Raw genomic sequence first — 19,140 nt, forward strand, 5'->3', positions numbered from 1 at the left:
ATATCAGACCCGACCGTGGAAAACTCTACGATCGGGTCTTTTGTTATTTCTGGGTATTTCTTATGTAGTGGAATAGATATTGCTGTGCAATGCCCTCGACACCCTTCACACAAGAGGGAAGTCCGTTCGGATACCACTGTGCAAGCACTCGCTTCACCCACACGTCTTTTGGGAAGGCGTCCGTTTTGTAAAAGCCGAAAAGCAGTGTACAATCAGCAACTTTCGGACCAACGCCCTTGATCTTCATAAGCTCGTTTCGTGCATCGTCAAGGGGCATTTCTTTTATATTTTGGTAGTCTATCTCACCGCTCAAAACCTTTTCAATGGCGTCAACAAGATATTTTGCTCTGAACCCTGAACGCAGATATGCAAGGCTGTCTATAGTTTCATCTGCCATATCTTCTGCAGAAGGGTAGCCGCTATAATGCTCACACAAACGTCCTATAATGCCCTTTATCCTTGGGATATTGTTATTCTGACTTATTATAAAGGAAGATAACGCCTCCCAACTGTCCTGCCTGAGTATTCTTATGCCGCCTGCAAATGAGCAGGCTTTTGACAGAGTTTCGTTCTCAGAGAAGCGGCGTTTAAGCTCCCCGTAATCAGTATTCAGGTCAAAATAATCGATCCAAATGTTTTCAAAGTTCTGCACAGTAGTGTCATGAAACCTAAACACGCCATTTTCGGGTTCCTCACTTATGGTAAGTTTGTTGTTAAGGAAAGCTCCGCTGTAAGTTTTTTTATCTATCTTCTCCCAGCGAAAAGCCTGTCCGCAATCAAGTGTATCATCTAGTCCAAAATCAGGCTGTTTCAGCAAAATGTCACTGCCGCTTTGTGTATAATCCATAAAATTCAGCTCCTATTTATCATAAAATCATCGAATCTACTTGCAAAATTCTACAAAAAATATTATACTATAAATATTAGTATTTTTCAAGCGGATAAAATAAACATATCTAAGAAAGGATAGATCATATGAGAGAAAGCATTCTGACAATACCTGTCACAGATATATTTGAGCCGAAATGCGGCTGTCCAATATGCCGCCTGCGTGATACGTTGGAGCAGAGAACTGTTGAGTACATAATGGGAGCGGCTATGATGGAGCCAGACGTGCGTATGGAGACCAATAAGCTCGGTTTCTGCAAAACACATTTTGAACAGATGAGAGCCTGCAAAAATAGATTGTCACTTGCGCTTATGCTTCAATCACATTTGCAGGATATGCAAAAGCATATTTTCACACGAAAGAAAATGTTCGAGGGCAAGACAGCAAAGCAAAAGAAAGTCAGCGCAGTTAATAACGAATGTTTTGTATGCAGCAAGGTGGATTGGGGAATGTCAAGGATACTCGTTACGCTGTTTGAGATGTATGTTCAACAGCGTGATTTCAGAGATCTTTTTGCTCAGCAGGAAATGCTTTGTCTGCCGCACTATGACCTTTTAGTGTCTATGTGTACTGAAAGTATGGATAAGAAATATCAGAAGCAGTTTATTGACGCTTGCGGCGAGCTGACAAGCAAATATCTTGACACTCTTGAAGCGGACGTATCACACTACTGCAAGATGTATGACTACCGTAACACAGGAGCAAATGCCGATTGGGGAAACTCAAAAGACTCCATAGAGCGTGCTATAAAATTTCTTACCACAAGATAAGAAATTTTCGTTACTTTTCGTTACAATGGTTACAGCTTAGATTTTATGCAGAAGATTGTAAAAGTACAATTATATGTACAGAAGATCAGCTTATATCATTTAATAGGTCATTGTTCTTTGAACAGGTCATTTTTTTGTACTTTGGATCTAGCATTGTAAATTTATTCTCAAACAAATTCAAAAATTATGTAAAGTGCGGTCATTCCGCTGCTAACAAATAACCTTCAACAGACAAGTTTGTGTGTTAATATATTCGTAACATTCTCGTGTGTATTTGTTCCCAAAAGTTAGCGTTTTTTCGCTTAAATGGTCGATTTTCGTTATAATATGAAGTTTTCAACAGCCTGCAAATACCGATAAAACCATGAGTTTTCAACGTTTTCAACATGGTTTTCAACAGAAAATGCCCCTACGAATGTTGAAAACTTTTCATATTCAACATTTTTGCGTTGAAATGTTGAATATTGCACTTTTTTAATGCCAACAATCAGTAATATAATCAAGTAATTGGTATTTAGAGGAGTTGACTGTAATGCTCAAAGGAATTAATAAACAAATCATCGAAATAAAGTGTACAGAAAATGAATGTTTTGATAAGATTCTATTATTTGTAAACGCAAATAAAAATCATCTACACCCTGATATTTTAAGAAAAAATGCTGTTGATATCGCAAGTGCGATAACGGGGGACAAAATGTTTTCGACAAACAGAAAATTCAACTTTGCGGCTGTGATATCAACTATAATTGGTGTGGCAATGCTTGTTCTGCTGCTTATCGCATTGTGTATGTGATAAGCATAAATATCATTGATAAAATTTGTGTAAATCGTCGAAAGTCTATATAAAAAGCCTGTTTACTATTGGCATTATGGTTTTTTTGTGGTATAATTACGAGTAGTATATTTTTTTGAAAAGGAAAATTCAATGAGTAATTATCAAGATAAAAATAATAATTTAGACGAAGAAAATGAACTGCAGTTTATAATTGGCAGAAACCCTGTTATCGAGGCTTTAAAAGCAAATAAGCTGATCGACACTATCTATATTAACCCTGAGGCTAAAGGCTCTATAACACTTATTTGTAGACTTGCAAAGGAAAAAGGCATAAATGTCAAGCGTGTTACCGAAACAAAACTCAACAATATGAGCAGGGGAGCTTCACATCAGGGTGTTATTGCTATGGGTGCGTGTGCGGAGTATGTGTCTCCGGAGGATATTCTCAGCATCGCAAATGAAAAGGGAGAGGATCCTTTCATTATCATTTGCGATGAGATAGAAGATCCGCACAATCTTGGTGCAATAATCAGAACGGCTGAGGCGGCAGGTGCTCACGGCGTTATCATTCCAAAGAGAAGAAGTGCATCATTGAACGCAACTGTTTTCAAAACGTCCGCAGGTGCAGCAAGCTGGTTGCCTGTTGCAAGAGTTTCAAATCTTGCTGCAACTATTGATATGCTTAAAGAAAACGGTGTGTGGATATATGGAACTGACGGCGAGGGACAGAGCTATACTGAAGTTAAGCTAACTGGTCCTATAGGGCTGATAGTCGGCTCTGAGGGCTTCGGCATGGGACGTTTAATAAAAGATAAATGTGATTTTTTGCTTAGTTTGCCTATGGCAGGCAAAGTCAATTCTTTGAATGCTTCCGTTGCGGCGGGCATTTTTATGTACGAAGCCGTAAGACAGAGAAATCTATAAGGAACAGGGAGGTTAAAGCTTTGGCTGATAAATTCTCAATAGACGATATAATTTCAGAATACAGCGAAAAAGTTGAAAACGATTTAAAGACTGACGAGTCACAGGAAAACGATGAAATTTTAAATGAAGATACTAATATTGATGAGAGTATTGAAAAAGATAATGATACCAGCGATATAGATAGTGACGGCTATGATCCAATAAAAGCAACAGATTTTGATGATGAATTGGCGTCAGATCATACGAATGAGAAAAAACGTAATGAGGAAAATGCTGCACTTATAAATAATCTCACCAAACATAAAAAAGGCAAGGCTGCAAAGCAGAGCATTCCGCCTGTGAACAGGGCAAGCCTTAAAGATATCAAAATGGGACTGACGGGAAAAATAATCCCGAAAACAGAGGAGTTTGACAAGGCACTTATCCCTGATGACGCCACCTATGAGGAAAAATCCTCTATATTGTCACAGCACAGAAAGAAGAAAGTTGACAGCTTTGTTCTTAAAACTGACGAGCAGGAAAGCGAGCCTGACAGTGATGATAAAAACGATAAAGACAAGGCAGGGCAGACGGAGTTTAAGAAGTTTGATGACGCCGAAAAGGTCTTTGGCTCTATCCGTCATGTGAAGAGCAACCTTGTTCTAAGGCTTTGTGTACTTCTGTTTACGGGCATTTTCAGCACATTCATCACGGTTGCAAATGACTTGGAACTACCCCTTATAAAGACATTTGACAGAACGATAACCCCTGCGGCATATCTGTTTGCAAACACTATTTTGGGTCTTATTTCTATAGCGGTGTGCTATAACGTGCTTCTTGCAGGAATGAAAAGCCTATTTAAAAAAGAGGCAGATAATGATACAATAGCAGCGATAGGTATTTTTATTACAGTCATTGCAGGAATAATAAATCTATTTGACCCTGAGTCTATTCGTGACAGTGTTTACCATGTTTACATATCCGTTGCAATCGTGGGTCTGATATTCAATACTCTTGGAAAACTTATGGTGGTAAAACGTACTGAACGTAATTTTAGGTACGTTGCAGGAGATTTTGAGAGATATGCAGTTACATCCGTTGAAGATGAGGAAATAGCAGAAAACTTCACAAGAGGTGCTGTTGCAGAGCCAAAGATAGCAGCTATGCGCAAAACCGAGTTTGTGGACGATTTCATGAAGAATAGCTACACTTCTGATATCTCAGATGAGTATTCAAAGAAAATAAGCCCTTATATCCTCATTGCAGGCGTTGTTATAGCACTTTTGTCACTTATATTTGATAAGGGTGCGTCAAACATGAAAGAACGTTTGTTCATAGCACTTGCGGCTTTCTCAGGCACTGTTACCATGTGTTCTTCGTTTGCGGTAATGCTTATAGTAAATGTACCTTTGGCAAGAGCTACAAAGAAGTATTTGCAGTATTCAGCGGTAATGCTGGGATATTCTTCTGTTGATGAATTTGCTGACACAAATTCACTTCTTGTTGACGCTGAACAGCTTTTCCCTAAAGGAAGTATTGAGCTTGCAAACCTTAAACTACTCTCAGCTATTTCTATTGAAGACTGCATTTTAATGGCGGCAAGCCTTAGCTGTCAATCGGGAAGTGTTCTTAAATCTACATTCTACAAAATGCTCAGAGGAAAGACTGAGTTGCTTTATCCTGTTGAAAGCTACATTTATGAGGACGGTCTTGGACTTTCGGGCTGGATAGAAAACAAACGTGTACTTCTTGGTACAAGAGAGCTTATGGAAAACCACTCTATTGATGGTCTGCCGTCAGAAGCAAAAGAGAAGGAGTATACAAATGGGAATGTTGCTGTATATCTTTCTATTTCTGGAATAACAGCAGCAATGTTCGTTATTCAGGTATCGCCTAATCTGTCCGTTACACGTTGGCTTCAGGAGCTTGAACTTGAAGGTATCACAACAGTAATAAGAACAGTTGACGGCTTTCTTTCACAGCGTTTTCTCTCTGACCTCTTTGATATTGAAAGCGACAGCGTTAAGCTTCTCAGCTTCAGATATCACAAGGATTACGAAAACGAAACCGAGTACGTTCCACGTCAGGCTTCATCAATGCTTTGCAGCGGACATTTTCCGTCATTTGCAATGCTTGTGATAGGCGCAAAAAGGCTCAAATTTACCGCAGAACTTGGTGCGTCAGTGATGTATGGTGCAACGATACTTGCGGCGTTCATAGCCCTTATAATGATGCTGACAGGTTCATTTGTTCAGCTTACTCCAACGCTAGTTATCGTCTACAACCTCATTGTAATGGGAGTAGCGTTGCTTATACAACACATCAAAAAACTATAAAAATAAAACCTCGGCCTGTAGTGATACAAACCGAGGTTATTTTTTTACTTATTGCTTATTGTCCAATCTATTGGCTGAATATTGTTACTTACAAGGAAATCGTTAACCTTAGAAAAATGCCTGCATCCGAAAAAACCATTATATGCAGACAATGGAGATGGATGAGCTGCCTTGAATACTGCATGAATAGGGTTCGTTATAAGTGGTGCCTTAGCCTTAGCATTGCCACCCCAAAGGATAAATGCAGTAGGCACATTACGCTCATTAAGCTTTTTTATTACAGCGTCAGTAAGCTGCTCCCAGCCTTTACCCTTATGAGAATTAGGCTGACCCTGACGAACAGTAAGAACAGTGTTCATCATCAGCACGCCCTGCTTAGCCCAATCGGTAAGCTCGCCATTATTAGGGATAGAGATACCAAGATCAGCATTAAGTTCTTTAAAAATATTCTGCAAAGAAGGTGGTGGATTAACACCAGCTTTAACGGAAAAACAAAGACCATGAGCCTGTCCCGGACCATGGTAAGGATCCTGTCCAATGATAACAGCCTTGACGTTTTCATAAGGCGTGTACTTCAATGAATTGAAGATATCATGCATATCAGGATAAACAGTGAAGTGTGAATATTCGTATTTCAAAAATTCACGGAGTTTCAAATAATATTCCTTTTTAAACTCATCAGCCAGAATATCGTCCCAGCTATTTCCGATATGCACCATTATACAGCACTAATGACAGTTCCGACGATCAGACCGAGTATAAGTGCGGCAACCAAAGCGAGAACGAGTATTCTCATGACCATAGGTTTCTTGTCGTTCATTAACTATCGTTCCTTTCATAAAATATACTACTATAATTTTATCATATTTTCGCTGTAAAATCAACTGTTTGGAGGAAATTTATAAAATAATTTGTTCAAAAAAATAATGAAGTGGCTCGCAAAGGTTCGTAAGTAAGCAACTGCTATACGAAAAAAAATATCATATGAGCAAGGTTTTAACCTCGCCTTGCTTTATATGATATCATAAATTTAGTTGTCAATGGATTACCGCAAATGTAGCATAGCTTGACAGCCCACAAAGTAGGGTGTATACTTAAAGCAGTGCACAACGGGGAGAGCCGACAAGCGTAAAAGAGTCACAAACAGCCCCTCACACAGTGTGTACAGAAAGTTTCACTAAATAAAAATTTAGTGAAACTTAGAGAAGTGATAAATAAGGAGAATAGATATAAATGAAACAAGCATATGTAGATGATTGCCCATATTATCTTGACGATTTTCTAACTAACATGAAAGTTGTCAAAGACCGTTCTGACCGCACTGAAGAAGCTTATTTTATTGATATCCGAACATTTCTGCGATATCTTAATGTCAAGCACCATGCAATTCCAGCCGAAACGCCTTTCAATAAAATAAAAATAAAAGAAACGCCAATAGAATGGCTCGAATGCTTTTCACTAAACGATGCTTATGTTTATTTAAAGTATCTCAAAGATGAGCGCAATAATTCCACAAAAACCCGTGCAAGAAAATGTTCAGCTTTGAAACAATTCTATGTTTATCTTTGCCAAAAAGCCAAGATTATTTCAAACAATCCGCTTGATGATCTTGAATTGCCACATATAAATCAAGCCTTGCCTAAATATCTGTCCCTTGAACAAAGCCTTGAGCTTCTGCGTAATATCGACTCTAAAAATCAGGTGCGTGATTATTGTATCATTACTCTGTTCCTTAACTGCGGTATGCGTCTGAGCGAGCTTGTGGGCTTGAATTTAAGCGATTACAGCCGAGATAACAGAACTCTACGTGTCCTCGGCAAAGGCCGCAAGGAGCGCATTATTTATCTTAACGACGCTTGTGTTTCTGCACTTGATGAGTATATTGACACTACCCGTCCCCATGTGGAACAAACTGCCATTTTTTTGTCAGCTAACAAAACAAGGATAAACAAGCGACGTGTTCAACAAATAGTAGATGAACAGCTCCAGCGTGCAGGACTTAGTAATTTGGGTATTACCACCCACAAGCTCAGGCATACAGCCGCAACCCTAATGTACCAACACGGCGGTGTAGATACTCTTGTACTGAAAGATATACTCGGTCACAAAAGCATTGCGACCACTGAGATATACACCCATTTATCTGATGAAAACATCAAAAAGGCCATGGAGTCGAATCCATTGTCTGAAGAAATTGAAAAGAAAAAGAAGTAAACAAAAGCCATGTGAGGAAAATCACATGGCTTTTTTGCTATTTTTTCATACGAATTATAGAATGTTCTGGGAATGTCAGATCTGATCTTATCGACATCTTCATAGCTGCATGGTTTGCAGTATCTATGGAGTTGTCGTATTCATCAAACATTTCCTCCACGGTGAACTTCACAGGGCTACCAACAGGTGAAAGCACTTCAATCTCGTCGCCCTTGTTGAATTTGTTTTTTTGAGTACAGTATATTCTTCCACCGCTACAACCGTCAACCACAGCCACAACATCATATTCACGAATATACCCGCCGTTTTCGTAATACTGGCTCTCCTTTGGGTGACCAAAGAAAAATCCTGTACAGTATGCTCTGTGGCTTACCTTGAAAACTTCATCCTTAAGCCACTGTGGCAACTCAAAATGCTTCGGATCAGACTTATAGATATCCATAGCCTTTCTGTAGGCATTTGTGATAACGGACACATAATACGAAGATTTAGCCCTGCCCTCGATCTTAAAGCTGTTCACGCCTACCTCTGCAAGCTTATCAATGTGGTTGAGCATACACATATCCTTGGCGTTGAGGATATAAGTTCCTTTTTCGTCCTCAAAAACAGGATAAAACTCATTGGTGCGCTTTTCTTCCATAAGGTGGTATCCCCAGCGGCAAGGCTGTGCGCACTCGCCACGATTTGCGTCACGGTTTACAAGGTACTGGGAAAGCAAACATCTGCCTGAAAAACTTACGCACATTGCACCATGTACAAAGCACTCAATTTCAAGATCTTTAGGGGTCTTTGCTCTTATTTCGGCGATCTCCTCGAGAGAAAGCTCTCTTGCAAGCACTACCCTCTTAGCACCCATGTTATAAAATTCATTTGCAGTAACATAATTTACTATACCAGCCTGTGTGGAAACATGGATCTCCATATCAGGTGCATATTTTTTTATCAGTGAGAAAACACCGATATCGTTGGCTATCATAGCGTCAACGCCTGCCGCAAGAGCGTCATTCACAAACTGCTCTAAATGCACTATCTCGTCATTATGAGGAAGCGTATTGCAGGTCAGATACACACGCTTACCCCTACTGTGAGCCTCGTCACAGGCTTTTTTAAGAAGCTCAGCGTCAAAGCTTGCAGAGGCGGCTCTCATTCCGAAAGCCGTACCTCCAAGATAAACTGCATCAGCACCAAAATCCAGCGCCGCATACAGACGTTCCATATCTCCCACAGGAGCAAGAACTTCAAGCAAATTATTTTCAGTCATTAAAAATTCAATCCTTTATTACTTTTTCTTTGCAAGTCCAGCCTTAACAAGATTTTCCTCATGCTCGTCAAGTGTCTTTGCATAGAATGTTTCGCCCGTCTTAAGATTATTACAGAAGTAATAGTAATCAGTCTTCTTAGGCTCAAGAACAGCGTTTATTGCAGCCATACCAGGGTTGCATATTGGTCCTGCCGGCAAGCCCTTGCACTTATAGGTATCATAACACTCGGTATAATGCTCGATAGAAGCTGTGTTGTCAGCCTCGGTCTTTATAACATTCTTAATATAATTTGTTGTTGTATCAGACTGGAGCATAGGATAGGTGTCAGGGTCATCTAGTCTGTTCAGGAATACCGAAGCTACCTTTGGCATTTCGTCCTCAGAAGCGGCTTCAAGCTGAACGATAGAAGCAAGGGTCATAACTTCGTTAAGTGACATACCGGAATTTTTGATCTTAGCTTTGACAGATTCGTATTTCTTTTCAAACTGCTCTCTAAGCTTCTTGGTAACGTTTCCTGCACTGTCATTCACATAAAACTCATATGTATCAGGATAGAAATAGCCTTCCATGCGATAGAACATATCGCCGTTATCATCAACATCATTTTCAAAGTCAAAGCCTTGATTTTTATTGAATTCAAACAGGAAGTCGTCAGCAGTGCAGACCTCATTATCTTCAAGCTTTTTAGCTATGTCAAGAAGATTTTCTCCCTCTGTGAATGTAATGCTTACAGTCTTGTATGACTCTCTCATTTGTGAAAGTTTTTCGATTATTTCAGAATATCCGCTTGATGGCTGAAGTGTGATATCACCAGGATATATAGCTGCAGGCTTTTCAAATTTCAAAGCAAGCATAAACAGCTTTTTGTTCTTTATAACTCCCTCATTTACAAGTATATCAGCTATCTCACTGTTTGTTGAACCTGCAGGGATATTAAATCTGATATCCTCGTCAGTTTTTCCGATACCATAATACTCCATGCCAATAGAAATGCCGCCCACTGCAAGCACTAAAGAGACTGTAAGAATTACTATAACAAGTATAATTCCGCCAAACACCGAATTATTCACCTTGCTTTTCTTTCTTTTTTTCTTTTTCTTCTTGCCGCTTTTTGACTTTTTTTCTTGCTTTTCGGGCTTCTCAGGCCCTTTATCCTCGTCTTCCTCGCTTTTGTCTTCCTCTGACTTGTCCTCGTGAAAAGCTAGGATAGGTCCAGGCTTGTCATCGGTCGCTTCTGGAGTTTCCTGTGACTGTGGTTTCTCGTCAGTATTATCTGCCTGTTCACAGTCTTCGGAACTGTTCTCAGTGTCAGCGATAGGCTCTGCTTCAACGCTTTCTTCGTCCGCTTCATTTTTCTCGGCAGACTTTATCTTTGCGTTGACATCATTTATTATATCGTCAACATTAAAATTCAGATCGTCCATTATTTACTTCCTTTCCTTTGTGTTTATAGTATATATATCCTTATCAGTAAATACCTTGTCTACAGAGATATCATAGCCGTCATGACAAAAACTTTCTGACATACAGTTATCGTAACATAAACCTAGCTTCATGCCATTATAATCAGCCAAAAATCTGTCATAAAAGCCCATACCAAAGCCAAGCCTGTATCCGTCTTTATCATACGAAAGCGCAGGCACGATACACAATGCATTGTCAAAAACGCAGTATTTCTCACAACTTTCATCAGGCTCAAAAATGCCAAACCTACCCTCTTTGAGATCATAGGTGCTGTTTATTCTGTAAAAATACATAATATTGCCGTTTTTTTCACATCTCGGGCATAGCACTATTTTGCTCTTTAGCGCCTTTCTTACTATCTCCGCCGTAGACACTTCAATATCAGAGGAAACATATGCAAGCACAGTTGTACAGCTTTTATACTCCTCGCTGTCAAGGAAAGCTTGCTGAACAGCCACATCTGCCTGTTTTCTTTCTTCCGCAGACATACTAAGACGTATCTCTTTGAAATGCTTTCTTAAAGCTTTTTTATCTGTCATTTGCTCTGCATACCTGATTCAAGGGCTTCTGCCTTTTCTTTTGAAACAAGAAGCTCTACAAGCTTGAGTGCAAACTTCATGCTACAGCCTGCGCCCTTTGCAGTGATGAACTTACCGTCAACAGCCACAAGTCTGGCAGAATGTATCGCACCTTTAAGATCTTTCTCATAGCCTGGAAAACAAGTTGCATATCTGCCGTCAAGAAGACCCTTATGACCGATTATGGACGGAGCGGCACATATCGCGGCAATGTATCTGTTATTATCAGCACAGTAATCAACTGCACCAAGCACATCAGGGCTTGCTTCAAGATTTAAAGTACCCGGCATACCACCTGGGAGAACTATCATTTCGAGCTCGTCATTAAGAACTATCTTATCCACTGTTGTATCGGTCTTGACAGGAATGTTGTGTGAGCTGACTATCATATCAGAGCCTACACCTACAGTAAAAACTTCAACGCCTGCTCGTCTGAGCAGATCCACAGGGGCAAGAGCCTCCATTTCCTCAAAACCATTGGCAAGAAATACATAAACCATAACAAATGACTCCTTTCGATCATCTGAAAGTAATTACATTTTTATTCAAAAGAAAAGCAGGGTTATAAGAAAGCTTTGACTTTCTAAGACCCTCTATTCCTAGATCCTCTTCCCTGTTGATGAAGCTGAGACCCTTTGCATTATGCGACGTAAACTGATTACACAGCATAGGATATGCACCCTGAACGTCAGCGAGTGCTTTTTCTATATGCACCACAAAGGTATCCGAATTTATTTGTTCACCAACCGTAAAGCCTGTCATTTTATCATTTCTGTAAAGCACAGCGCCTTTAAGTCCGAGCCTATCCATATTCGTAAGAAAAAGATCAATAGCATATTGCTCAACCACCGCCGAAGGATCGTCAGCGTTGTCATTCTTATTATAAAACTCAGCCGAAAATTCAATACAGCTGTCTATTTCCTTATCAGTAAGCTCTCTGTATTCCCAAGGCTCGTCCATGAAACGCTTTATGTGGTTACGCTTGCCGTGATACTTTTTGCCTTTAAGCTCGATAAGGTCGGAAGCATTGTAAATATAGTCTGAACTGTCCCTATCATACTCGCAGATGATTTTATCACCATAATATTCTTTTATCCAGCTTAGGTTATCATCTGTTACAGAAGATACGATAAGCGGCTTTCCCTGGGCGGAAACATATTCTTTAAGCTCATCAAAAAGCCTGATATATTTTTCTTTGCCCTCAACGTCTATTTTAACGCCCGCAGGAAATGTAAAATACGGCTGACCGTCCTCAAAGGAACAGCTTATATAAAAATCACCATGATGTGTTATTACAGTGTCATTAAGTCTTTGCCACGCCATATTATTTGCAAAGCAATATTCTGCTCCTCTGAAATCTGATACTGCAAGACACTTGGTTATCCATTCTTTGTCCTCAAAACTTATTTTTCTGAAATCAAACATTAAACACACATTACTTTCTATTGATTAACCCCAGAACATCTCCGAAAATCTTATCTTTTGTATAAGGCTCGCTGCCGTCGCTGCAAGGAATAATATCCCAATCCTGTTTCTCTGCGGTAAACAAAGCGGCTTCACGGCATTTTTTCAGATACTCCACATTTGCTTCATGGATATCCTTTTTGCTTTCATCTCCGCCGTATCTTCCCGACATCAGCTTTTGAGATATCTCTATTGGCATATCCAAGAATATCACCTTGTCAGGTCTTGGAAGCCCAAGCTTGTCATACTCGTAATCTTCAAGCCAACCTATAAAATCTTCCCACTGCTCTTTCGGCAGTTTTGTCATCTGATAAATGCAGTTTGACGTAACATATCTCGCTGCAAGTACAAGACTTCCCTCTTTATAGTCATGCTCCCAAAATTGTTTGTAGCAAGCGTACCTGTCAACAGCGTAAAAGCTTGAAGCTGCATAGGCATTCACGTCAGCAGGCGTTTTGCCTATTTCACCATTAAGATACATCTTTACCAACGCAGACGACGGATTATCATAGTCAGGAAAGCTTATAGCCTTATGCTTTATGTCATTTTCACTGAAATAAGCAGAAAGCCTTTCAAACTGAGTTGATTTTCCACTTCCATCAAGTCCCTCAAGAACTATAAGTCCAGATTTATTCAACATTATTCATTTCTCCGTAAATTTTCTTTACTTCAGCCATTTTTCCACAGCTCATTGCGCCCTCCGGACACTTGCCTTTCATCACACATGACGGACCTGCGTTCTTGAAGAGCTCAGGAGCGGCCTGCTTGCAAAGTCTGAGCATTTCATCAGCCACAGCCTTTATCTCCCATTGTGCTCTGTTACAGCATCTATGCTGGAAGAAATTAAACAGTGTTCTGACGTTCATTGTCACAACTATCTTTGTTTCACAAGCGTTTGGAAGAACAAATCTTGCGTCCTCATAGGCTTTTTTCTTAGCCTTGTTAAGTGCGTCCTTTTCAGACATACCCTGCTCTAAAAACGCCTTTTCATGTGTATTTGTAAGTATGTCTGCAATCTTATTATAACAATCAAGTAGCTGATCCATTTGCCTGTCAAATGCAGCCTTTGCTTCTGGCACAGCCTCTATTGATGGTGGCGTGATAAACTCAAAGCCGCTTTCATTTACATAACGCTGGCTTTTTTGAGAATAAGACGCAATTCTGTGTCTTACCAACTGATGAGAGCAGGCACGGGATATCCCCTCTATGCCAAAAGTAAAAGAAACGTGTTCCATAGGGCTTTCGTGACCAATAGACACGAGCCTTTCAATAAAGCTCTTTGTTTTTTCTTCCGTAAGACCCTCTCTAAGCGAGGCGATATCACTGCTTGAATAGCAAAGTTTTGCAGCAGTAGCAACCACCTTTTCAGGCTCAGGTGTATGGGTAATAAGTTCAACCCTCATCATATATGATCCTTTCCAAATATTTTTTATATTATACCATTAAAAAGCCTACAAGTCAACATTTTATTTTAAATGGCTATTTCAACTTCCGTGTTGATGTTAACACGCATTTAACAATCAACTTGTGTAAAATGAAATAATTTAGAACGCAATATTTGTTCAGCTATACAAAAATCTTGTGCATATGAGAGAAATATGCAGAATATAGTGACTTTTGGTGTTATATGTGTTAAAATAATGTATGCATAGATAAAAAAGTCTATTGCAAAAAATGTGATAAGCCCAATGAAGATGTGAATATTTATTATGCACAATTACCCGTTGTAATAATTGTGTGATATGATGAAGTTAAATTACTCTGCAACAAAACTTGAAGAAAATCACACCTATATTATGAAAAAACGTTTAATATGAAAAATATCGTTAAGAGGATCGCAGCTATGGGTGCTGCTGTTATGATGATGAGTTCTATGGCTATTGGGGCTAGTGCGGCAGATAGTAAAGCATTTAGTCTTCGCAACACGCCGGGAGCACCTTCAAGCGATAACGTGACTTCCAAAACACTTAATTTTAAAACAACACAATCTGGTAAATACACTACATATACCAAATTGACTGCAAGTAAAAATACTACAGTTACGACCAAGTGTTATGTTTGGAAAAACAACACTTGGAATTTGATCACAACATCTACGGGTACACAGAAGACTACAGGCTCGTGGTATCAGATAACAGTTGGCATGAATGCTAAAAACGTTGTTTCTATAACTAAAAATGCTTCAAAAGCAACATCTGCTTCTGGAAGTACTTCTGGTTATTAATATATGCACTTAAAATAACATATGAGCGACATATTGTCTGAAATTTATCAGCCGATAGTCGCTCATAATATTAGTAAAGGTCGTGAAATAATGAAAAAAAATTATGGCGTTGTTATATCTCTGCTTTTTCTTTTCCTTTTTGGTTGTTCATCTCAGGACAACAAATCCAATAACCACAGTACAGATGATGCAAGGCTTGAGCCTGTGGAACAGGCTTATGACGGCTGTGATAAGTTGCTTGGCAGCGATCACGGCAGTTTTAAGCTGCCAGAAAAGATTAGCAAAGTGGACTTTAATAAGGTATATTCTTTGTCCTGCAATACTTTGAAAAATGATGATATGACCAATGCTGAAAAGTTATTCAAGACTTTTTATGGTGACGATTTCGACGAAAGTGCACTTTCAACTGACAATGGCGGAATAGTTTATCAGGCTGGAATGAACACCTCTGCATACTGGGGTATGGATATTGCACTTTATTCCGCTGACTATGAGTTTCAAGAAAACAGCAGCGGACAGACTTATGTTGTGGGGCTTGACGAGGGCGGCATTACTTTAGGTGGCAAAGCCATTGATGTGACTGATATCGACAGTGGCTTAAACAATTATATTGCTGATTTTTATAAGGATTTTACGATCAATACCAAAGAGTTTTCGGTGAATGACACTGTGGGCAGAATTGATTTTACGGCAAGTCTTGACTATGAAAATGTGCCTTTTCAGTATTCGCCCTCTGCATACAGTCGGACAGACAACGAGAATAATATGAGTTACTGGACGTTTTTGCAGGTGACAGGCTCTATTGGGGAGGACGGCAAATTTGATTTTATCAACGCAAATGCGCCACTTAACATACTTGACAAAACAGAGAAAACTGAGATGATACCATTTGACGAGGCGGTGAAAATTCTTGAGACGGAGCTTGCAAAAGGGTCTTATTATGAGTTTTCAAATGTTGAGCTTATGTACTGCTGTCTTGCAAATCAGCCAGCATTGGATATGACCGAAGAGGACAATGTTGCTAAGGCTGAACAGTTGGCGGAGGAATACAACAAGACACCAAAAACCTTTGAGCCTATGTGGTGTTTCGAGATAAATGGCGGCGATGGCGCAAGCGAAGGCGCAAAGGAATATATCAAAGTCAATGCGCTGGGCGGCGAGGTCTTTGTTGATGTTTCGTAGTTTCATAGTGCGGAGCTTTTGGGAGGAAAATCGGGCATAAAAAATCACAGCATTCGTTTGAGTGCTGTGAAAAATAAGTGTAGATAAACGAGAATTTAGGCTGTTGTACCCCAATTATAAAATATATAATTACTCTTAGTTTCTATTATAACAGTTATATCATTCCATCTCGGTTTAACAAGATATTCCGCTCTTATAAACGGCTCTAAAATTATGTTTACTGAATTATTCATATCAGAAAAGCGAGATCTCAAAAAATTCAATTCTATGTCTGGAACTGGCTCATAAATACGTTTTTTATAGATTTCATCATAGTTATCTGCAAATTCAGGATCTGTGTTCATAAATTCAAATACTGCATCAACAAAATGATCTAAAGACTGGTAGTTTTGTTTTGGTGCGATCACAAATTCAATGCCTTGTTCTCTATCGGCGCTTCTATTAAAACATAAGTTTCCAAAACTAATCGCAAACATTTTAACACCTCTAAATTCCGATCTGTCGAGCAGAAAGCTCAACATATTTTTCCCATTATACCATATCTACATAAATAAATCAACAAAAACCGAAAGGACAGTTGTATGAAAATAAACAAAAATACAGACAAAATCACAAAGCGGCTTTTTGGTATTGCTGTGATAGGCGGAATCATCTGTCTGACGGCTTGCGGAAATAGTCAAAATAATAGCGAGAATAGTTCATCTGCGGCGGTGTCGGCTGCGGAAAGCAGAACTGACAGCCTTTTGGACAGCAGGGTGACTTTGCAGGCTGAGGCTGTGGGTTATGATAACGGACAGCTCACCTTTGTTTATGACGGCAAGGAATACACGCTTGCAATGGACAGCGAGCTTTTTGAACATGATGAAAAATATGTGAATGGGAAAAGCTTATCCCAAGCAATAATAAACAACGATATCGGCGAGGTCATTTCTGCGGAGATAATTACGGACGAGGGCATAACCAAAATATACAGCTGTGATGTTGTAAGTCCTAACGGCGAGAAATACGCTTCGGGAATGTATGAGGACATCAAGGCGGACGTGCCTGCGGAGGAGTATGACTACAAGCTTTGCCACAAGAGCGGCTCTGTCTATGAGCTTAGCAATGCAAATCGGACTATCACGGCTGACTTCAACGATCTTGAGGAGTGGCAGAAAGGAAAATATCCCGAAAGTGCTGATGATGTTATGTTCGGCGGCTATCTTTTTACCGATGGCAAGTTTATTATTGAGGATATCAACTTACTTGTTGCGGTGAATGATGACGGCTCAAAGACGTATGAGCCGCTCACGACCAGTGACTACCCCAGCTTTTTCGGCACAGTACAGACCATAGGCGACAACACGGCCGAAATTAAGCTCACAGACAAAAAGACAGTATGCACAGTGCCAACATATTACTGTGACGGAGAGCTTAGCGAGGGGCTTGAAGTCATGGTGATACTTGACTGCTCCACAGACCTTTTCGATAGCGGAAAGTCGGAGAGTTTTGATTACGCCGTTATCTGCACCGACCCTGCGGAGTATGACCCCTCAGGGCATGAATTTGGAAATATCGCCTACGCCAAAGCTGACAGCAATAATCTTGGTAGGTTTATCTACACCGAGATCGGAGATATAGAGAAATGAAACTAAAACTTCTAAACGCAATAAAATGTGACCTGAACAAAAGCATAATAAACATAGGCTTTGCAGGGGCGGTGCTGCTGACAACAGTGCTTGCTTTCACCTCCTCAGCCTATACAGACCTTGCCACCGATAAATCATATTCGGTGTTCGAGTCACTTTTCACCCTCGATAAAAATATCCTCCGCACCGACCCAATGCTGTCTTCTGTGCTGGTTTTCAGAAACGGACTTTCGGGATATATTACAATGTTTTTGCCTATTGTCGTGGCATTCCCTTTCATGGTGTCTTTCTGTGCAGAGCGAAATAACGGACTGATGCGTTTCACCATATCTCGCACAGGCAAGCTAAGATATTATCTTTCAAAATTCATATCCGCTCTTATCTCAGGCGGACTTGCCGTTATGCTTGGTATCGCAGTTTACGGCATAGCCTGTGCAGTGCTTTTTCAACCACTTTCGGAGTTTGACGTATCAGCCGACCAGCTTCAATACATAATGCAAGACAGCACAGGTAAAACCATAATCAAAATGCTTGCGGTAGCTTTCGCATATGGTGCAGTTTCCACACTGCCTGCGTTTTTCCTAAGCTCTTTCTGCAAAAATCCGTATATCATAACCTGCCTGCCTTTTATGCTCAACTATGTCCTTACAACAATGCTCAATAGGATAATAGACGCAAATCTTTTCAACGAAAACTTTGATTTTGATAGAGCAAACGCCTTTTATCCAAGCTCTGTGACGAATTTTCTGTATATACAAAGCTTTGACAGAAGTGCAAAGTGGATAACTGCGGTGAACTGTTCGGGGGCGATCGTTACCCTGCTGGGATTTATTATCGTGATGAATTTGCGCAAGGACAAGGGGGTGTAGGTCAGCTATGATGAAAAATTTCAGCCTTAAACAAAGCTTTTTCTGCGCAAGAGCGGAGTTCATAAAGTGGGTATGCGACGCACGAATGATAATCCTAGGAGTGCTTCTTATCTTCATTTACAGCTTTGCTATTGAGCCTCTTAAATCAAACGCAGAGCTTATGGGCGAACCGCTGAATATCCTTGAGCCTTTTATCGCCATAGCAAATTCGGGTGCGATACTTCTTATCATACCGCTGGTTTTCCTCACACTTATCGCAGATTTTCCCAAGATAGACACCAACACAGTTTTCTACATAATGCGTGTGGGCAGGCTGAACTGGCTGTTCGGACAGCTTTTGAAGCTCATTTTTATGGCGTTATCTTATCTTGCAGTGATATTCTTGGGCGCAGTGCTTCCAATGCTTTCAGACGGCTTTTGGTACAACGGCTGGAGCAACGTGGCGACAAAGTTCGCTTCACGCTTTCCTGAACATTCGGGCAATTTCGGTGTGCAGCTTCTCCCTGAAAATCTCTACAATCAGCTCACAGTATTTTCAGCCGCAGTGCAAAGCTACCTGCTCGTGTTCGCATACCTTATGAT

Annotated in this window: 20 protein-coding genes; 10 read left to right on the forward strand and 10 right to left on the reverse strand. The window is 40.1% G+C overall.

From position 1 onward, the window contains the following. Positions 1–43 precede the first annotated feature (43 nt). Complete coding sequence (locus AB5627_RS09310) at positions 44–847, reverse strand: DNA-3-methyladenine glycosylase (RefSeq protein WP_022286903.1); 804 nt, start codon at positions 845–847, stop codon at positions 44–46. A gap of 128 nt (positions 848–975) precedes the next feature. Between AB5627_RS09310 and AB5627_RS09315 the strand changes: the two genes are divergently transcribed. The 4 genes from AB5627_RS09315 (at position 976) to AB5627_RS09330 (ending at position 5,673) form a co-directional block, all read left to right on the forward strand. Then, positions 976–1,659 carry a DUF6062 family protein gene (locus AB5627_RS09315; RefSeq protein ID WP_022286904.1) on the forward strand — a complete coding sequence of 228 codons (684 nt, stop codon included), beginning with the start codon at positions 976–978 and terminating at the stop codon, positions 1,657–1,659. 532 nt (positions 1,660–2,191) lie between these two features. After that, entirely contained in the window at positions 2,192–2,452 is a 261-nt protein-coding gene (locus AB5627_RS09320; RefSeq protein ID WP_022286905.1) for a hypothetical protein, read from the forward strand. Between the two features lie 132 nt (positions 2,453–2,584). Then, a complete protein-coding gene (gene rlmB / locus AB5627_RS09325; protein ID WP_022286906.1) occupies positions 2,585–3,358 on the forward strand; it encodes a 23S rRNA (guanosine(2251)-2'-O)-methyltransferase RlmB in 774 nt (257 codons plus the stop codon). A 20-nt stretch (positions 3,359–3,378) separates the two neighbouring features. Next, on the forward strand, positions 3,379–5,673 hold the full coding sequence (locus AB5627_RS09330; protein WP_022286907.1) for a hypothetical protein: 2,295 nt from the start codon (positions 3,379–3,381) through the stop codon (positions 5,671–5,673). A 44-nt stretch (positions 5,674–5,717) separates the two neighbouring features. Here the strand turns inward: AB5627_RS09330 and AB5627_RS09335 are convergent, their stop codons facing one another. Beyond that, the gene (locus AB5627_RS09335) at positions 5,718–6,392 is read right to left on the reverse strand and encodes a uracil-DNA glycosylase (RefSeq protein WP_022286908.1); all 675 of its coding nucleotides are present in this window, start codon (positions 6,390–6,392) and stop codon (positions 5,718–5,720) included. A gap of 514 nt (positions 6,393–6,906) precedes the next feature. On the opposite strand from AB5627_RS09335, the gene AB5627_RS09340 reads away from it, so the two are divergent. Continuing rightward, on the forward strand, positions 6,907–7,887 hold the full coding sequence (locus AB5627_RS09340; protein ID WP_022286910.1) for a tyrosine-type recombinase/integrase: 981 nt from the start codon (positions 6,907–6,909) through the stop codon (positions 7,885–7,887). 37 nt (positions 7,888–7,924) lie between these two features. On the opposite strand, the gene AB5627_RS09345 is transcribed toward AB5627_RS09340, so the two are convergent. From AB5627_RS09345 to thyX, 7 genes are read right to left on the reverse strand one after another with little or no spacing between them, the layout of a single operon-like run. Continuing rightward, complete coding sequence (locus AB5627_RS09345; RefSeq protein ID WP_022286911.1) at positions 7,925–9,148, reverse strand: U32 family peptidase; 1,224 nt, start codon at positions 9,146–9,148, stop codon at positions 7,925–7,927. Positions 9,149–9,166: 18 nt separating this feature from the next. After that, positions 9,167–10,573 carry an endolytic transglycosylase MltG gene (gene mltG, locus AB5627_RS09350; RefSeq protein WP_289148610.1) on the reverse strand — a complete coding sequence of 469 codons (1,407 nt, stop codon included), beginning with the start codon at positions 10,571–10,573 and terminating at the stop codon, positions 9,167–9,169. A gap of 3 nt (positions 10,574–10,576) precedes the next feature. Next, positions 10,577–11,152: a 5-formyltetrahydrofolate cyclo-ligase gene (locus AB5627_RS09355; protein WP_046441871.1), complete on the reverse strand. Its 576-nt coding sequence runs from the start codon at positions 11,150–11,152 to the stop codon at positions 10,577–10,579. Further along, positions 11,149–11,691 carry a DJ-1 family glyoxalase III gene (locus AB5627_RS09360; RefSeq protein WP_022286914.1) on the reverse strand — a complete coding sequence of 181 codons (543 nt, stop codon included), beginning with the start codon at positions 11,689–11,691 and terminating at the stop codon, positions 11,149–11,151. Before AB5627_RS09360 ends, AB5627_RS09355 begins: the two co-directional genes overlap by 4 nt. Before the next feature lie 19 nt (positions 11,692–11,710). Beyond that, positions 11,711–12,616: a phosphatidylglycerol lysyltransferase domain-containing protein gene (locus tag AB5627_RS09365; protein WP_289148611.1), complete on the reverse strand. Its 906-nt coding sequence runs from the start codon at positions 12,614–12,616 to the stop codon at positions 11,711–11,713. 10 nt (positions 12,617–12,626) lie between these two features. After that, the gene (locus AB5627_RS09370; protein ID WP_022286916.1) at positions 12,627–13,295 is read right to left on the reverse strand and encodes a deoxynucleoside kinase; all 669 of its coding nucleotides are present in this window, start codon (positions 13,293–13,295) and stop codon (positions 12,627–12,629) included. Next, positions 13,285–14,058, reverse strand: a complete 774-nt coding sequence (gene thyX, locus AB5627_RS09375; RefSeq protein ID WP_265290635.1) for an FAD-dependent thymidylate synthase — start codon at positions 14,056–14,058, stop codon at positions 13,285–13,287. The genes AB5627_RS09370 and thyX overlap by 11 nt, the downstream gene beginning before the upstream one ends. Before the next feature lie 440 nt (positions 14,059–14,498). Between thyX and AB5627_RS09380 the strand changes: the two genes are divergently transcribed. Both AB5627_RS09380 and AB5627_RS09385 read left to right on the forward strand, forming a co-directional pair. After that, the gene (locus AB5627_RS09380) at positions 14,499–14,879 is read left to right on the forward strand and encodes a hypothetical protein (RefSeq protein WP_265290630.1); all 381 of its coding nucleotides are present in this window, start codon (positions 14,499–14,501) and stop codon (positions 14,877–14,879) included. A gap of 90 nt (positions 14,880–14,969) precedes the next feature. After that, a complete protein-coding gene (locus AB5627_RS09385) occupies positions 14,970–16,061 on the forward strand; it encodes a hypothetical protein (RefSeq protein ID WP_265290631.1) in 1,092 nt (363 codons plus the stop codon). Between the two features lie 95 nt (positions 16,062–16,156). On the opposite strand, the gene AB5627_RS09390 is transcribed toward AB5627_RS09385, so the two are convergent. Next, positions 16,157–16,537, reverse strand: a complete 381-nt coding sequence (locus AB5627_RS09390) for a hypothetical protein (RefSeq protein WP_117928528.1) — start codon at positions 16,535–16,537, stop codon at positions 16,157–16,159. A gap of 105 nt (positions 16,538–16,642) precedes the next feature. Between AB5627_RS09390 and AB5627_RS09395 the strand changes: the two genes are divergently transcribed. The 3 genes from AB5627_RS09395 to AB5627_RS09405 form a co-directional block, all read left to right on the forward strand. Next, positions 16,643–17,689, forward strand: coding sequence for a hypothetical protein (locus AB5627_RS09395; protein ID WP_265290632.1), 1,047 nt, complete (start codon positions 16,643–16,645; stop codon positions 17,687–17,689). After that, positions 17,686–18,558: a hypothetical protein gene (locus AB5627_RS09400; protein WP_265290633.1), complete on the forward strand. Its 873-nt coding sequence runs from the start codon at positions 17,686–17,688 to the stop codon at positions 18,556–18,558. Before AB5627_RS09395 ends, AB5627_RS09400 begins: the two co-directional genes overlap by 4 nt. Positions 18,559–18,565: 7 nt before the next feature. Continuing rightward, a partial coding sequence (locus AB5627_RS09405; RefSeq protein ID WP_368369811.1) for a hypothetical protein occupies positions 18,566–19,140 on the forward strand: 575 nt, incomplete at its 3' end.

Origin of the sequence: Ruminococcus sp. RTP21198st1_G1_RTP21198_201120 (assembly GCF_040924265.1) — a bacterium.
Lineage (GTDB): Bacteria > Bacillota > Clostridia > Oscillospirales > Ruminococcaceae > Hominimerdicola > Hominimerdicola aceti.

Bases quoted from the DNA above. Each gene is read 5' to 3' on its own strand.
- AB5627_RS09310 (WP_022286903.1), bottom strand. From the start codon at position 847: ATGGATTATACACAAAGCGGCAGTGACATTTTGCTGAAACAGCCTGAT.
- AB5627_RS09315 (WP_022286904.1), top strand. From the start codon at position 976: ATGAGAGAAAGCATTCTGACAATACCTGTCACAGATATATTTGAGCCG.
- AB5627_RS09320 (WP_022286905.1), top strand. From the start codon at position 2,192: ATGCTCAAAGGAATTAATAAACAAATCATCGAAATAAAGTGTACAGAA.
- rlmB (WP_022286906.1), top strand. From the start codon at position 2,585: ATGAGTAATTATCAAGATAAAAATAATAATTTAGACGAAGAAAATGAA.
- AB5627_RS09335 (WP_022286908.1), bottom strand. From the start codon at position 6,392: ATGGTGCATATCGGAAATAGCTGGGACGATATTCTGGCTGATGAGTTT.
- AB5627_RS09340 (WP_022286910.1), top strand. From the start codon at position 6,907: ATGAAACAAGCATATGTAGATGATTGCCCATATTATCTTGACGATTTT.
- AB5627_RS09345 (WP_022286911.1), bottom strand. From the start codon at position 9,148: ATGACTGAAAATAATTTGCTTGAAGTTCTTGCTCCTGTGGGAGATATG.
- mltG (WP_289148610.1), bottom strand. From the start codon at position 10,573: ATGGACGATCTGAATTTTAATGTTGACGATATAATAAATGATGTCAAC.
- AB5627_RS09355 (WP_046441871.1), bottom strand. From the start codon at position 11,152: ATGACAGATAAAAAAGCTTTAAGAAAGCATTTCAAAGAGATACGTCTT.
- AB5627_RS09360 (WP_022286914.1), bottom strand. From the start codon at position 11,691: ATGGTTTATGTATTTCTTGCCAATGGTTTTGAGGAAATGGAGGCTCTT.
- AB5627_RS09365 (WP_289148611.1), bottom strand. From the start codon at position 12,616: ATGTTTGATTTCAGAAAAATAAGTTTTGAGGACAAAGAATGGATAACC.
- AB5627_RS09370 (WP_022286916.1), bottom strand. From the start codon at position 13,295: ATGTTGAATAAATCTGGACTTATAGTTCTTGAGGGACTTGATGGAAGT.
- thyX (WP_265290635.1), bottom strand. From the start codon at position 14,058: ATGAGGGTTGAACTTATTACCCATACACCTGAGCCTGAAAAGGTGGTT.
- AB5627_RS09380 (WP_265290630.1), top strand. From the start codon at position 14,499: ATGGGTGCTGCTGTTATGATGATGAGTTCTATGGCTATTGGGGCTAGT.
- AB5627_RS09385 (WP_265290631.1), top strand. From the start codon at position 14,970: ATGAAAAAAAATTATGGCGTTGTTATATCTCTGCTTTTTCTTTTCCTT.
- AB5627_RS09390 (WP_117928528.1), bottom strand. From the start codon at position 16,537: ATGTTTGCGATTAGTTTTGGAAACTTATGTTTTAATAGAAGCGCCGAT.
- AB5627_RS09395 (WP_265290632.1), top strand. From the start codon at position 16,643: ATGAAAATAAACAAAAATACAGACAAAATCACAAAGCGGCTTTTTGGT.
- AB5627_RS09400 (WP_265290633.1), top strand. From the start codon at position 17,686: ATGAAACTAAAACTTCTAAACGCAATAAAATGTGACCTGAACAAAAGC.